The following is a 13,810-nucleotide window of genomic DNA, read 5'->3' on the forward strand; positions in this document are numbered from 1 at the left end:
CCTGAGCATCGACGGCGGTGCGCGGGCGGAGAAGGAGGCACTTCCGTGTCGGTCGCGAACACCGGGGTAACCCCGCAGGCCGGGCCGTGCGACGACGACTGCGGCATCCGCGACCTCCTCGCCCGGCTCGGCGACCGGTGGACGGTGCTCGTGCAGGGCATGGCCCATCAGGCCCGCGACGGCGCCGACCGGGAGGCCCTGGAGGCGGTCGCCGATCTGGCCATGCGGGCATGGCCCGCGCGGTAGGGAGAAAGACGGATGTTGATATGACCATGCCTTGGGTGGTCACCTGGTAGCTCGTTCACCTCCACCACCCAAGGAGGCTAGATGAGCCACCCCCGCAGGGGCACCATCCCACTCGCGATGGCCGGTGCCGTCGCGCTCGTGGTCGCCGCGATCAGCCCGGCCGGCGCCGCGCCGGCCGACGCGGTGACCGCCGAGACGTCCGCTCCCTACCTGGTGAGCGGGGTCGGCACGCTCGACCAGCGCAACCAGGTCGCCGGGACCGGCGCCGCGATCGACGGCATCGACCACGGCGTCGCGGACATCACCGCGACCCCGTCCGAGGTCGCGAGGCTGCGGCAGCTGGGCTTCACCGTCACCCGCGCGCTGCGGCCGGCGACGCCGGGCGGGCCCGCGACGATCCTCGACTTCCCGTCGGCGGACTCGATGTACCACAACTACGCGGAGATGACCGCCGAGCTCAACCAGGCCGTCGCCGACCACCCGGCGATCCTGCGCAAGAGCAGCCTCGGCACGTCGTACGAGGGCCGGGACATCCCGGTCATCAAGATCTCCGACAACGTCGCGGTCGACGAGAACGAGCCGGAGGTGCTCTACACGGCGCACCAGCACGCCCGCGAGCACCTCACCGTCGAGATGGCGCTGTACCTGATCAAGCAGCTCACCGACGGCTACGGCACCGACACCCGGATCACGAACGTGGTGAACTCGCGCGAGATCTGGATCGTGCCGGACATGAACCCCGACGGCGGCGAGTACGACATCGCCACCGGCGCCTACCGGTCGTGGCGCAAGAACCGGCAGCCGAACAGCGGCAGCAGCAACGTCGGCACCGACCTGAACCGCAACTGGGGCTACAACTTCGGCTGCTGCGGCGGGTCGTCGAGCTCGACCAGCTCGGAGACCTACCGCGGGCCGTCGGCGTTCTCCGCGCCGGAGACCCAGCGGGTGCGCGACCTCGTGCTGAGCCGGCGCGTCGGCGGGGTGCAGCAGATCAAGACGCACATCGACTTCCACACCTACGGCAAGCTCGTGCTCTGGCCCTTCGGGTACACCACCTCGAACACCGCACCGGGCCTGGACGCCGACCAGGAGCTCACCTTCCGAACCCTCGGCACCCAGATGGCCGCCACCAACGGCTACACCCCGGAGCAGGCCAGCGACCTGTACATCACCGACGGCACCATCGACGACTGGCTGTGGGCCGACCAGGGCGTGTGGTCCTACACGTTCGAGATGTACCCGGGCAACTCCGGCGGCGGCGGCTTCTACCCGCCGGACGAGGTCATCGCCGCGCAGACCGCGCTCAACCGGGAGGCGAGCCTGCAGATCGCCGAGTACGCCGACTGCCCGTACCGGGTGATCGGCAAGGAGGCCCAGTACTGCGGCACCGCGCCCGGCACCACGGTCTGGTCCGACGACTTCGAGACGAACCTCGGCTGGACCACCAACCCGTCGGGCACCGACACCGCGACCACCGGCGCCTGGGAGCGCGGCGACCCCGAGGCCACCGACTCCAGCGGCCCGAAGCAGCTCGGCACCACGGTCAGCGGCAGCAACGACCTGGTGACGGCGCGCCTGGCCGGCGCCGACGCCGGGGCCAACGACGTCGACGGCGGCACGACGAGCGTGCGCTCGCCGAGCATCACGCTGCCGTCGAGCGGGACGCTGACGCTGAGCTACTCCTGGTACCTCGGCCACGGCAGCAACGCCTCGTCGGCGGACTTCTTCCGGGTCAGCGTCGTCACGGCGAGCGGGACGACCGTGCTGGCCACGGTGGCCGGCGCCGCCTCCGACCGGGACGCGTCCTGGTCGACCGGCAGCGTCAACCTCAGCGCGTACGCCGGGCAGAGCGTCCGGATCCTGTTCGAGGCGGCGGACGCGTCGACGGCCAGCCTGGTCGAGGCCGGCGTCGACAACGTCGTCATCCGGCAGTCCTGACGAAAGAAATGTGGCCGCCCGTGTCTACGGCACGGGCGGCCCGCCGCGTGTATAGGGACGTGACGTTCGAGGAGTACGCGTTCGCCCGCGCCGGGGCGCTGCTGCGCTTCGCCAGGCTGCTCACCGATGACGAGCACCGCGCCGAGGACCTGGTGCAGGACGTCCTGGCCAAGGCCTACGCCCGCTGGGGCCGCATCGCACGCACCGACCGGCCGGACGTCTACGTGCGCCGGATGCTGGTCAACACCCACCACTCGTGGTGGCGGAGGCGCAGCAGCCGCGAGGTGACCGTCGAGGCCGTCGGCGAGCGGCCCGCGACCGGGGACGAGGCCGCCGAGGTGGCCGAGCGCGACGCGCTGTGGCGCCTGGTCCGGCAGCTGCCCAAGAGGCAGCGCACCGTCATCGTCCTGCGCTACTACGAGGACCTGGACGACGCGCGGATCGCCGAGATCCTGGACTGCTCCACCGGCACCGTGCGCACCCACGCGAAACGGGCCCTCGACACGCTGCGCGCCGCGCCGTCTGCCATCTCCACGGGAGGGTCCCGATGAACCTCGACGATCGGCTCACCACCATGCTGCGGGACCGCGCCGGCGGCGACGCCGACCCGGCGCCGATCGTCGCGCACGCCCGCCGCCGCGGGCAGCGGATCCGGTTGCGGCGCAGGGCCGGTGCCGTGGCCGCCGCGGTCGCCTGTGCCGTTCTCGTCGCGTTGGCGGCGTCGGTACCGACGAAGCCCGTGCCGGACGGGCCCGCCGCGCCGGCCGTGGCGCTCGGCCTGCCGCCGGCCCCCGACGTGCCCGGCGCGCTGGAGCAGCCGGACGCGGTCGGATCCGACCCGGGCACCGTCCACTTCGCCGCCGACGACCTCGCGGCCGGCGCCGAGTACGCGACCTGGAGCACCGGCCCGGGCATCGAGAGCGTCCAGTTCCTGCGCCGCGCCACGGTCACGCTCGCCGCCACCGCCGACAAGCTCGACGCGGCGGGGTCGCAGCTGGAGTCGGCGGGGACGCCGGGGGCGCCGGTCGGCGTGACCGTGGGCGACCGGCCGGGGACGGCGCGGGCGGACGCGGGACCCGCCGGCGGCCAGGCCCTGTGGTCCGTGCGCTGGCAGCCCGTGGGCACCCTGTGGGCCAGGCTCGACCTGTACGCCGGCGGCAGCGACGAGGCGACGGCCGCCGCGGCCCGGATCACCTTCGACACCGCGCACCGCTGCGTGGTGCCCTTCGGCATCGAGCGGTTCCCCGCCGGCGCGGACGTCCTGGGCTGCTCGCTGACGCTCGGGCGGCAGACCGGCTTCGCCGAGGGCGCCCTCACGATCGGCGACCACGACCGCTGGCTCACGGTCCGGGCCGAGCGCACCCCGCCGGGGATGGAGCACACCACCGGCGACCTGGTCGCGGGCCCCTACCGGGTGGCCCGCGCCGGCGACGGCCTGCTGGAGATGCTCGTGCAGCCGTGCCTCGTCGACCTGTTCCTCACCGACCGCGGCAAGGGCTACACCGAGCAGGACGGCCTGCAGCTCCTGGCGGGCTACCTGCCCGTCCAGGACCTGGAGCATCCCGAGCGCTGGTGACTTCGCGGCCTCTGTCCACATTGGAGATAACGGGGCGACGGGGACCGTGGCGCGGGTCTATGGTTCGCCTCGACAGACGTCCATCGTCACGGGGGGTCTCCAATGTCACGAAACCCTGCGTCATCACGAAGTCGGCGGGCCGGGCTCGTCGCGGTACTCGTCGCGGCCGGCGGTGCGGTGCTCATCCACCCGCCGGCCGCCTCCGCCACCAGCCAGCAGGCGCTCCGGCCGACCAGCTGGACCTACACCGACTCCCGCACGCCCGACAAGGCCTACACCGGCAGCGCCGCCGACGCGCCCGTCGGGGCCTGGCGGGACGCCGCGGGCAAGCACAAGTCCCGGTCCTACTTCAGCTACGACATCAGCGCCTACCGGGGGATGCGGATCAACGCGGCCGGCTTCGTCCTCGCCGAGACGCAGGTCACCGACTGCCGCAAGGAACGCACCTGGCAGCTGTGGAGCACGGACCCGGTCACGTCCACGACGTCGTGGAACCGGCCGCCGCGCGAGCGGCAGCGGTTCGAGGTGACCGGCGCCGACGCCTGCCCGTCCAGCTACATCGGCGTCGACCTCGGCACCGTCGTGCGCGACGCGCTCGCCGCGGGCCGGCACACGGTCACGTTCGAGCTGCGGGTCCCCGACCGCCTGGAGGGCAACCTGCACTACGGGCGGCACGTCCGCAACGATCCGGTGCTGATCATCAACGCCAACGGCATCCCCGGCACACCCGCCCAGGTCACCGTCGACGGGCGGTCCTGCGACACGGGTGGCCCGCTGTGGGTCACGACCGACACGCCGCAGCTGACCGCGCTGCTCACCGACGCCGACATCAACGACACCGGCGGCGGTGACGTCGCCTACGGCAGGTTCGCGGTGTGGCCGGTCGACCGGCCACAGGACCGGGTCGAGCTGCCGGAGAACTTCGCCGGGTACACGCCGGCCCGGTCGTGGGGCACCATCCCGGCCGGCATCCTCACCGACGGCGGCACCTACGCGGTCGCCGCCCAGTCCCGCGACGACATGGACGTGTCGCCGTGGAGCGCCGAGTGCCGCTTCACCGTCGACACCAGCCACCCCGCGCCGCCGGTCGTGTCCTCCGCCGACTACCCGCCCGGCGCCCCCGCGCACGGCGGCCCGGGGATCCCCGGCGCCTTCACGTTCACGGCCAACGGCGTCGCCGACGTCGCCGGCTACCAGTACGGCGAGTCCTACTTCAGCATGACCAGCGTCGCCGCCCCCACCCTGGGCGGGCCGGTCACGATCCAGCTCGCGCCGTCCCGGGCGGGGATCCTGACGCTGTACGTGCAGAGCGTCGACCGCGCGGGCAACCTCTCCGAGATGGTGTCCTACCGGTTCCTGGTCCGGAACACGGCACCGGCGATCGAGGACGCCGACCCCGACGCGTGGCTGGGCGACCCGCACCGCCTGACGTTCGCCGCCAACCTGGACGGCACGGTCAGCTACACGTACCAGATCGACGGCGGCACCCAGCAGACGGTGCCGGCGGAGGCGGACGGCAAGGCGCGCGTCACGGTGGTGCCCGGCGCCGAGGGCACCACGGTCTCGGTGTTCAGCACCGCCGCGTCCGGGTTGCGATCGGGCACGAGCTCGCGGACGCTGTTCGTCGACTCGGAGCCCTTCGTCGAGTCGGCGGACTACCCGACCGACGGCTCCCCGGGCAGGCCGGTCGGCACCGAGGGCGTCTTCACGCTGAAGCCGCACATGCACGGCGTGGTCGCCTACACGTACCAGTTCAACCAGGGGCAGGTGGACGAGCAGCCGCAGGGGACGGTCGCCGCCGGCGCCGACGGCACCGCGACGGTCCGCTTCACCCCGAGCCGGGCGGGCAACAATACGCTGACGGTCACCTCCAGGACGGCCGACGGCACCGAGTCGGAGACCACCGGCGTCTCGTTCTTCCCGGCGTCGATCGCGCCGGCCGTGACGTCCGCGGACTACCCGCCCGGCGACTGGCAGGGCGGCGGCGGGCCCGGCGTCGAGGGCACGTTCGTGTTCCACCCGACCGCGGCCGGTGTCGTGTCCTACACCTACCAGTTCGGCGCGGAGCCGCAGCAGACGGTCGCCGCCGCGGCGGACGGCACGGCCACGGTGCGGTGGACGCCGCTGGAGTACCCGGCCGTCACCGGCGGCTGGGTGGACCTCCTCGTCCGCAGCACCAGCGACGGCGGGCCGGTCTCCGACTGGGCCTACGTCACCTTCCGGATCAGGCCGCCGTCCTGATCAAGCCGTCCTGACCCGGTCTTCCGGGGCCGGGCCGTGCGGCACCCGCCGCGCGGCCCGGCGCTTCAGTGGCTGCCGGTCTTCGCGAGGTCGGGCTCGGCGGCGGGCCTCCCGGCGACCGGGGTGGTCGGGCTGCCGGGCGCGATCCGCAGGTGGACCGTCGCGCCGGTGTCGATGCCCAGGGCGAGGAACTCGTTGCGGGTCACGGTCACGATGACGTCCTCGCCGGCGGCGGTGGTCACGTCGATGCGGATCTCGAAGCCGATCCGGGTGATCCGCGCGACCTGCCCGGTCACGTCGTCCGGGGCGGACGGGTCCGCGGGGCCGGCGCCGATCTGCAGGTCGTGCGGGCGCACCAGGCGGCCGCCGAGCTGGGTGACCGGGCCGAGGAAGCGCATGACGAAGTCGTTGGCGGGGCGGTCGTAGAGGTCGTCGGGCGAGCCGATCTGCTCGATCCGCCCGTCGTTGATGACCACGATCTCGTCGGCGACCTCGAGGGCCTCCTCCTGGTCGTGGGTGACGAAGACGGTGGTGACCTCGACCTCGTCGTGCAGGCGGCGCAGCCAGTCGCGCAGCTCCTTGCGGACCTTGGCGTCCAGGGCGCCGAAGGGCTCGTCGAGCAGCAGCACCGTCGGCTTGATGGCGAGGGCCCGGGCCAGGGCCATGCGCTGCCGCTGGCCGCCGGACAGCTGCGCGGGCAGCCGGTCGGCGAACTGCTGCAGGTGCACCAGCTTGAGCAGCTCGTCGACGCGCTCGGCGATCTCGTCCTTCGGGCGCTTGCGGATCTGCAGGCCGAAGGCGACGTTGCGGCGCACCGACATGTGCTTGAACGCGGCGTAGTGCTGGAACACGAAGCCGACGTTGCGCTTCTGCGGCGGGAGGTCCGTCGCGTCGACGCCCTCGATCTCGACCCGGCCGGTGTCGGCGCGTTCGAGGCCCGCGATGATGCGCAGCAGCGTGGACTTGCCGCCGCCGGACGGGCCGAGCAGCGCCGTGAGGCGGCCCGAGGGGATGCTCACCGACACGTTGTCGAGCGCGACGAAGTCCCCGAAGCGCTTGCCGACCCCTGCGATTTCGATGCTCAACGGTCTTCCTTCGGCCGGAGGACGGATACGACGATGATGCTCGCCACCGCGACGAGGGCGAGGAGGAACGCGGTCGCGTAGGCGCCGCCCTTGTCGAAGTTGAGGTACTTCTCCTCGACCACGAGCGGTGCGGTGCGGGTGAGCCCCAGCACGTTGCCGGACACGATCTTCACCGCGCCGAACTCGCCGAGCGAGCGGGCGAGGCTCAGCACGACGCCGTAGATGATGCCCCACTTGATCGACGGCAGGGTGATGCGGCGGAAGGTCTGCCACGCGTTGGCGCCGAGGCTGCGGGCGGCCTGCTCCTGCTCCTCGCCGATCTCCTCGAGGACCGGCACGACCTCGCGGATGACCAGCGGCAGGGCCACGAAGACGGTGGCCATCACCATGCCGGCCTCGGCGAAGATGATCTGCAGGCCCCAGCTCTCCAGGGTCGGGCCGAACCAGCCGTTGCGGCCGCCGTAGACGAGCACCAGCGACAGGCCGACGACGACGGGCGACACCGACAGCGGCACGTCGAGCAGGGCGTTGAGCAGGCGCTTGCCGGGGAAGCGGTAGCGCACGAGCAGGATCGAGATGCCGACGCCGAAGACCGTGTTGATGAGCACCGCGATGATTGCGATCTCGACCGACAGGTGCAGCGCGTGCACGATGTCCGGGTCGGTGAGGATGGCCTGCAGGTCGTCGAAGCCGTTCTTGAAGGTGTTCTGGCCGACGAGGTACACCGGCCAGGCCACCAGGAAGAACAGGTAGACCACGACGACCAGCCGGACCAGGTAGGTGACCGGGCCGCGGCGGCGGGTCCAGGCCTTGCCGCCGCCCTTCCTGACCGGGGGTGCGGCGGTCTTCTCCACAACGGCGGTGTCAGCCACGGCGGACCGTCCTTCGCTGGATCACGTCGAGGATCACGATGACGGCGAACGAGATCACCAGCAGCACGGTGGCGACGGCGGCCGCGTTCTCCAGGTGGTCGTTCTCGATGCTGCTGAAGATGCGCACCGAGGTGACCTCGGTGCGCATCGGGAGGTTGCCTGACAGCAGGACCAGCGAGCCGTACTCGCTGACGCCGCGGGCGAAGGACAGCGCGGCCCCGGCGGTGATCGCCGGGGTGAGGCTGGGCAGGATGACCCGCCAGAAGATCGTGAACCGGCTGGCGCCCAGCGAGGCGGCGGCCTCCTCGACGTCCTGGTCGATCTCGGCGAGGACCGGCTGCACGGTCCGCACGATGAACGGCAGCGTCACGAACAGGAACGCGACGAAGACCGCGACCCTGGTGTTGGCGATGTCGACCCCGATGGGGCTGTTCGGCCCGTACAGCGACAGCAGCACCAGACCGGCGACGATCGTCGGCAGCGCGAACGGGATGTCGACGAGGACCTCCAGGACGCGCTTGCCGAAGAAGCGGTCCCGGACCAGCACCCACGCGATGAGCGTGCCCATGACGACGTTGACCAGCGTGACGCCGATCGAGGTGAAGATGGTGAGCTCGATCGACGCGAGGGTCTGCTCGGCGGTGATCGCGTCCCAGAAGCCGCTCCACCCCTCGGAGCCGGCGACGGCCACGACCGCGGCGAGCGGGATGAGCACCAGGAGGCTGAACCACAGCATCGCGACCCCGAGCCCGAGCCCGGAGACGCGCGTGAGGGGGTGCCCGGACACGGCCGACCGGGCCGGCCGGCGGTTGCCCGCCGACCGGCCCGTGACCGTGGTCTCGGATGTCACTTGGCCTTGCCCGAAGCGGCGATGATCTTGACGATGAGGCCCTCTTTCTCGTCGAAGAACTTCTTGGACAGCTTCGACCAGCTCTCGAAGTCCTTGTCGACGGTGAGCAGCTTCTTCGGCGCCGGGAACGGGTTGGCGGGGTCGATGGCGCCCTCGACGCCCTTGGTGTCGACCCCGGAGATGATCGGCCGGAAGCCCTTGAGCGCGAACTGGCGCTGACCGTTGACGCTCAGCACGAAGTCGAGCCACTCCTTCGCCTTCGGGTCGGCGTTGGTGAGGATCGCGCCCGGGTTCTCGATCAGGATCGTGGTGTCCGGGTAGACCCAGTCCAGCTTCTCGCCGCTCTGCCGGGCCAGGATGGCCTCGTTCTCGTAGGCGAGCAGCACGTCGCCGGTGCCGCCGAGGAACGCGGTGGTGGCGTCGCGGCCGCTGCCGGGCAGCGCGACGACGTTGCCGAAGAGCTTGGTGAGGAACTCGCCGGCCTGGGCGTCGGTGCCGCCGTTGGCGGTGACGTGACCCCATGCCGCCAGGGCGTTCCAGCGGGCCGCGCCCGAGGAGGCCGGGTTCGGGGTGACGATGCCGATACCGGGCTTGACCAGGTCGTCCCAGCCCTTGATGCCCTTCGGGTTGCCGGGGCGCACCGCGAGGACCACGACCGACGAGGACACGATGCCCTTGGTGGGCCCGGCGTTCCAGCTCGGGTCGACCAGCTTGGCGTCGACCAGGCGGGTCACGTCGCTGGACACCGAGAAGTGCACGTAGTCGGCCTTGAGGCCGGCGACGACCGCGCGGCTCTGGTCGCCGGAGGCGCCGTAGGAGGTCTGGAACTTGACGCCCTTACCGGCCGGGGTCTTGTTCCACTCCGCGGCGATGGCCTTGTTCGCGGCCTCGGGCACCGCGAAACCGACGATGTTGAGCGTGGTCGACGCGCCGGCGGCGCCGGCGTCGTCCTTCTTGGTGGTCCCCGCGCACGCCGACAGCAGTAAGCCGGCGGTGAGCATGAGAGCGGCGGCCGCTCTGATCCGGTGCTTCATGGGGAACCTGTCCTCCTGGGGTCGGCTGTGCTCAAGGGGGTGCTGCGGTGGTCGTCGTCAAGTTCCAGCCCGGGGTCGGCGAGCAGGTCGGCGAGGGTGGCCCGGTCGACGATCGCGTTGACCGCGTCGTCGACCGACAGCCAGACCTTGCGCAACCCGCGGCCGACCCCGTCGTACGTCGCCTGCCCGGTCGGCAGGCCACGCACCGTGGTCAGTGCGCCGTTCATGGCGCGGAGGATCTCGCCGACCGTGATGGCTGCCGCCGGTCGGGCGAGGCCGTATCCCCGCTCCGTGCCGCGGTGGCTGTGCACGAGCCCGACGCGGCGTAGTTCAAGAAGCACCGTCTGCAGGGATCCGATGGACATCCGCTCGCTGTGCGCCAGCTCCGATGCCGTGATCCGGCCCGGCTCCGCCGCGGCGATCGCGAGCATCGCCCTGATCGCGTAGTCGGCACGGACAGAGATGTGCACCTCGCTGTGCTCCGATCGGGTCCCCCGGTACTGCCATTGCCTATCTTGTCTAGTTAGTAGGTAGGAATAGAATAGTTGCGGAGCGACGGGTGTCAAGACGTGTGGGTTGCGTTACACCGAGCGTGTGCCGAGTGTGTGCCGGGCGGGGGTCAGGCCTGCTGGGCGCGCTCGGTGACCATCTGCAGGAGCACGGGGTCGATGACCTGCGGGTCCGCGCCCGCCAGCAGCCGCACGAGCGCCGGCCCGGCGTCCCGCGCCACGACGACCGTCAGGCTCGTCGACTCGAGCTGCGCCGGCGCGAGCCGGATGCCGTCGGACTGCGCGCCGTCGGTGGTCAGCACGACGACGCAGCCGGCGCTGACCCCGGCGGTGCCCCAGCCGGCGGCGTCGACGCCGCGGGCGAGGTCCTTGAGCCGCGTGTCGACGGACGTGTTGGGCCGCCCGTCGGCGAACACCCGGCAGGGGTGCCCGTTCGCGGGGTTCAGCTCGTACCGGCCGGGGCGCACACCGTCGAGCACGGCCACGAACGCCACGCTCCGGTCGCACACCACCGCGAACCGGAGCGCGCCGCCGCCCCGCCAGGGCATCGCCCGGGCCGCGGGCAGCGGCCCGAGCACGTCGTCGAGCCAGTCCGGCGGATGGGCGCCGTCCAGCCAGTACCGCTCGCGGAACCGCTCGAACAGCTGCCCGCGCTCCTGGTTCGCGCGGGCGGTCTCCGACTGCGCCATGTCCTGCCGGGCGTACCGCTCGACCTCGTGCACCGCGGCGACCTGGCCGCCGAACGCGACCAGCGTGAACACGACCATCACGAGGTTGATGAACGGGTCCTCGTCGATGCGGGTCAGGTAGGTCACGCCCGGCACCGCGTAGCAGGCGAGCGTCGCCGCGGCGGCCGGGCCGAACAGCCGCCGGGTGCCCAGCCCCCGGCGCAGGGCCGCGGCGACGCCGACCGGCGCCGCGACGATCAGCGCGCCGCCCCACCAGGCCCAGTCGAGCAGCACCAGCCCGCCGAGCCCGCCGGCCAGGGCGAGCACGCCGGCGGCGATGTTGCGGCCCAGGTCCGGGTCGGTGGTCGGCGGCTCGATCAGCCGCGGACGGACGGCCCCGGGCGGGTCGTCCGGCAGGACCCTGGTCGACGCCGGCGCGGGACTGGCGAACGACGACTCCCGGGTGGTCACGAGGTCCGCGGCGCGCAGCAGGTCCTCGCGCAGCCGCCGGGCGGACTCCTGCCGGTGCGCCGGGTCGGGCGACAGGGCCCGGCGCAGCACCGTGGCGGCCGGCTCGGGCACCGCGTCGAGCGCCGACCGGCCCGGCCCGGCCGGCGGGCCGCCGGTCAGCAGCGTGTGCAGGGTGGCGCCGAGGGAGTAGATGTCCGACGCGACGCTCTCGGAGTCCCCGGCGTGCACCTCCGGCGCCGTGTACCCCAGCGTGCCGATCCGCGCCGTCGCCGTGAACCGGCCGTCGTCGCGGTGGATCGCGGAGATGCCGAAGTCGGACAGCACCGCCGCGCCGTCGCCGGTGAGCAGGATGTTGCCCGGTTTGATGTCGCGGTGCAGGATGCGCGCCGCCGCCTCGTGCGTGTGGGTGAGGGCCTCGGCCACCTCCGCGCCGATGCGCAGCGCGTCGCCGACGGGCAGCGTCCCCTCCACCGCCAGCCGGTCGGCGACCGACCCGGCGTAGAGGTCCATGACCACGTATCCGCGGCCGTCGGCGGTGAAGTCGGCCTCCAGCAGCCGCACGACGTGCGGGCGGCCCTGCAGCGCCTGGAGTGCCTGGACCTCGCGGCGGAACCGCCGCCGGTCGGCGTCGTCGAGGTCCCGCCGGTACACCTTGATCGCGACGGCGGAGGAGTCCATGGTCGCCTTGCGCGCCCGGTACACGTGCGCCTGCCCGCCCCGGGCGCTGATCAGCGTCAGGTCGCGGTAGCCGTGGATCTGCGGCGCAGTGGCCATGAGGCCTCCCGGATGGCAGGGCTGCGGCGAGTCTAACCGCCACCGCATCGACCACCGGCGGCTTTGCCGGACGCCCTCACCCGCCCTCACCCGCCCTCACACCGGCGGCCGGCTCCCGGACGCCTATGCTCCAACCCGTCACCGGACGACGGGGGGAGTGCGTGATGGCAGCAGCGGGGTGGCCGGAAGTGGCCGACGAGCTCGTCGGGGCGCTCGCGGCGCTGCGGCCCGAGGCGGCGATCTCCCTCTCCGGCGGCGACGGGTTCGTGCAGTTCATCCGCTTCACCCGTGGCTACAGGCTGGACGTGCCGTCGGTGTACATGCTCACCCGGGACGTGCCGGAGCGGGCGGCGGACCTCGCCGCGCTGGGGTGGCAGCCGGACGAGGACGGGACGGAGACCCTGTGCTTCCCGGAGGTCCCGGCGCCGGTGGAGCCCGCCACGGCCCGGCGGCTCGCCGACGTGATCGTCCGGACACTGCGCGACGTGCACGGCTTCGCCGACCCGGCCGAGGTGACGTACACGTCGTTCGACAACAACGGGATGCGGGCGCCGCAGCTGCGCACGGTCGCGGCCGAGGCCGGGCAGGAGGTGCCCGACGACCGGGACCCGGCCACGCTGCTGCCGGCGCCCTCACCGGCGTGGCGGCGGCTGTGCGCGGTCTTCGCCGGCGGGCTCGGCGACTGGTCCCGCGGCGCGTTCGACCGGCTCGTCGCCGAGCAGGGCTGGCAGCCGGACGGCGACGAGCTCCTGGCCGCCGGCGGCGAGCGGATCGAGGCGCACGACTGGGACGCCGGGTACTACGGGCACGGCGAGATCAGCTCGCTGAGCGCGCGGCTGCCGGTCGGCGAGGCCGGCGTCGCCGACGACTTCCGCCGGGCGCTCGCCGCCGCCGTCGCGGTGCTCGGCCACCCGCCGATCGTCGGCTCCGAGGGCCGGATGCCCCTCGCGCGCTGGCGCGGCGAGGACACCACGCTCACCCTCGAGGCCCTGTGGGGCCGGCACATCCGGCTGACGGCGGAGCCGACCGGCCCGCGCGAGAACGTCATCTACAACAAGCAGAAGTGGATGATGACGCCGGACGACTGGGCCCCGGACGAGCTGTGGTTCACCGAGCCCGACGTCGAGGCGCCGCAGGCGAAGGCCCTGCACGGCATGATGACCTACTGGCACTCGCCGTCGGAGACCCTCGACGGGACCGTGGACGAGCTGCGGGTCCTGTTCGCGTCGTGGTGCTCCGCGCTGCCGATGCTGCACCCGTACGCCAGCAGCGCCCGCTGGCGGTTGCGCCGCACCAGCGGGACCATGGTCGCCGAGGGCGAGTTCACCCGTGAGCGGGTGACGGCCCGGTTCGGCTGGTCCGACGAGTTCGGCGAGCGGATGGAGACCGTCCCGGGCGGGGACGTCGCCGCCGACCTCGCCGCCCGGGTGGCCGCCGCCCTCGACCGCGCCGGCGTCACCGCGCCCGGCGATCTGGACGGCGGCGCGTGGTCCGACACCCCCGCCGAGCGCCTCAACGCCCTCCGGCTCACCGTCAGGCGCTGAGG

The 13,810-nt window shown here is 72.8% G+C and carries 12 protein-coding genes; 6 read left to right on the forward strand and 6 right to left on the reverse strand.

The genetic code is table 11. The features are described 5' to 3' along the window. The first annotated feature begins 45 nt into the window (after window positions 1-45). The 5 genes from ABZ321_RS13520 (at window position 46) to ABZ321_RS13540 (ending at window position 6,001) form a co-directional block, all read left to right on the forward strand. Window positions 46-246: a hypothetical protein gene (locus tag ABZ321_RS13520; RefSeq protein WP_344501982.1), complete on the forward strand. Its 201-nt coding sequence runs from the start codon at window positions 46-48 to the stop codon at window positions 244-246. A gap of 81 nt (window positions 247-327) precedes the next feature. Then, the gene (locus ABZ321_RS13525) at window positions 328-2,184 is read left to right on the forward strand and encodes a M14 family zinc carboxypeptidase (protein WP_344501983.1); all 1,857 of its coding nucleotides are present in this window, start codon (window positions 328-330) and stop codon (window positions 2,182-2,184) included. A gap of 59 nt (window positions 2,185-2,243) precedes the next feature. Continuing rightward, window positions 2,244-2,735, forward strand: coding sequence for a SigE family RNA polymerase sigma factor (locus tag ABZ321_RS13530; protein ID WP_344502337.1), 492 nt, complete (start codon window positions 2,244-2,246; stop codon window positions 2,733-2,735). Then, a complete protein-coding gene (locus ABZ321_RS13535) occupies window positions 2,732-3,760 on the forward strand; it encodes a hypothetical protein (RefSeq protein ID WP_354891085.1) in 1,029 nt (342 codons plus the stop codon). Before ABZ321_RS13530 ends, ABZ321_RS13535 begins: the two co-directional genes overlap by 4 nt. 102 nt (window positions 3,761-3,862) lie before the next feature. After that, a complete protein-coding gene (locus ABZ321_RS13540) occupies window positions 3,863-6,001 on the forward strand; it encodes a hypothetical protein (protein ID WP_354891086.1) in 2,139 nt (712 codons plus the stop codon). A gap of 65 nt (window positions 6,002-6,066) precedes the next feature. Here the strand turns inward: ABZ321_RS13540 and cysA are convergent, their stop codons facing one another. The 6 genes from cysA to ABZ321_RS13570 form a co-directional block, all read right to left on the reverse strand. After that, window positions 6,067-7,086 (reverse strand): sulfate ABC transporter ATP-binding protein, encoded by a 1,020-nt coding sequence (gene cysA / locus ABZ321_RS13545; protein ID WP_354891087.1) that lies wholly within the window; start codon window positions 7,084-7,086, stop codon window positions 6,067-6,069. Then, window positions 7,083-7,958 carry a sulfate ABC transporter permease subunit gene (locus tag ABZ321_RS13550; RefSeq protein WP_344501987.1) on the reverse strand — a complete coding sequence of 292 codons (876 nt, stop codon included), beginning with the start codon at window positions 7,956-7,958 and terminating at the stop codon, window positions 7,083-7,085. Before ABZ321_RS13550 ends, cysA begins: the two co-directional genes overlap by 4 nt. Further along, complete coding sequence (cysT, locus tag ABZ321_RS13555; protein WP_344501988.1) at window positions 7,951-8,808, reverse strand: sulfate ABC transporter permease subunit CysT; 858 nt, start codon at window positions 8,806-8,808, stop codon at window positions 7,951-7,953. The genes ABZ321_RS13550 and cysT overlap by 8 nt, the downstream gene beginning before the upstream one ends. Further along, a complete protein-coding gene (locus tag ABZ321_RS13560; RefSeq protein WP_344501989.1) occupies window positions 8,805-9,842 on the reverse strand; it encodes a sulfate ABC transporter substrate-binding protein in 1,038 nt (345 codons plus the stop codon). The genes cysT and ABZ321_RS13560 overlap by 4 nt, the downstream gene beginning before the upstream one ends. Then, window positions 9,839-10,312 (reverse strand): Rrf2 family transcriptional regulator, encoded by a 474-nt coding sequence (locus tag ABZ321_RS13565; RefSeq protein WP_344501990.1) that lies wholly within the window; start codon window positions 10,310-10,312, stop codon window positions 9,839-9,841. The genes ABZ321_RS13560 and ABZ321_RS13565 overlap by 4 nt, the downstream gene beginning before the upstream one ends. A 149-nt stretch (window positions 10,313-10,461) precedes the next feature. Beyond that, window positions 10,462-12,264: a serine/threonine-protein kinase gene (locus tag ABZ321_RS13570; RefSeq protein ID WP_354891088.1), complete on the reverse strand. Its 1,803-nt coding sequence runs from the start codon at window positions 12,262-12,264 to the stop codon at window positions 10,462-10,464. 164 nt (window positions 12,265-12,428) lie between these two features. Here ABZ321_RS13570 and ABZ321_RS13575 point away from each other — a divergent pair, with 164 nt between their 5' ends. Next, entirely contained in the window at window positions 12,429-13,808 is a 1,380-nt protein-coding gene (locus tag ABZ321_RS13575) for a hypothetical protein (protein WP_354891089.1), read from the forward strand. The last annotated feature ends 2 nt before the right edge of the window (window positions 13,809-13,810 follow it).

The sequence above is a fragment of the Dactylosporangium sp. NPDC006015 genome (assembly GCF_040614215.1).
GTDB classification, from domain to species: Bacteria; Actinomycetota; Actinomycetes; order Mycobacteriales; family Micromonosporaceae; genus Dactylosporangium; species Dactylosporangium maewongense.

What these genes read in the sequence shown, in the direction of transcription:
- ABZ321_RS13525 (WP_344501983.1), top strand. Translation starts at nt 328, where the DNA reads ATGAGCCACCCCCGCAGGGGCACCATCCCACTCGCGATGGCCGGTGCC.
- ABZ321_RS13535 (WP_354891085.1), top strand. Translation starts at nt 2,732, where the DNA reads ATGAACCTCGACGATCGGCTCACCACCATGCTGCGGGACCGCGCCGGC.
- ABZ321_RS13540 (WP_354891086.1), top strand. Translation starts at nt 3,863, where the DNA reads ATGTCACGAAACCCTGCGTCATCACGAAGTCGGCGGGCCGGGCTCGTC.
- ABZ321_RS13560 (WP_344501989.1), bottom strand. Translation starts at nt 9,842, where the DNA reads ATGAAGCACCGGATCAGAGCGGCCGCCGCTCTCATGCTCACCGCCGGC.
- ABZ321_RS13570 (WP_354891088.1), bottom strand. Translation starts at nt 12,264, where the DNA reads ATGGCCACTGCGCCGCAGATCCACGGCTACCGCGACCTGACGCTGATC.
- ABZ321_RS13575 (WP_354891089.1), top strand. Translation starts at nt 12,429, where the DNA reads ATGGCAGCAGCGGGGTGGCCGGAAGTGGCCGACGAGCTCGTCGGGGCG.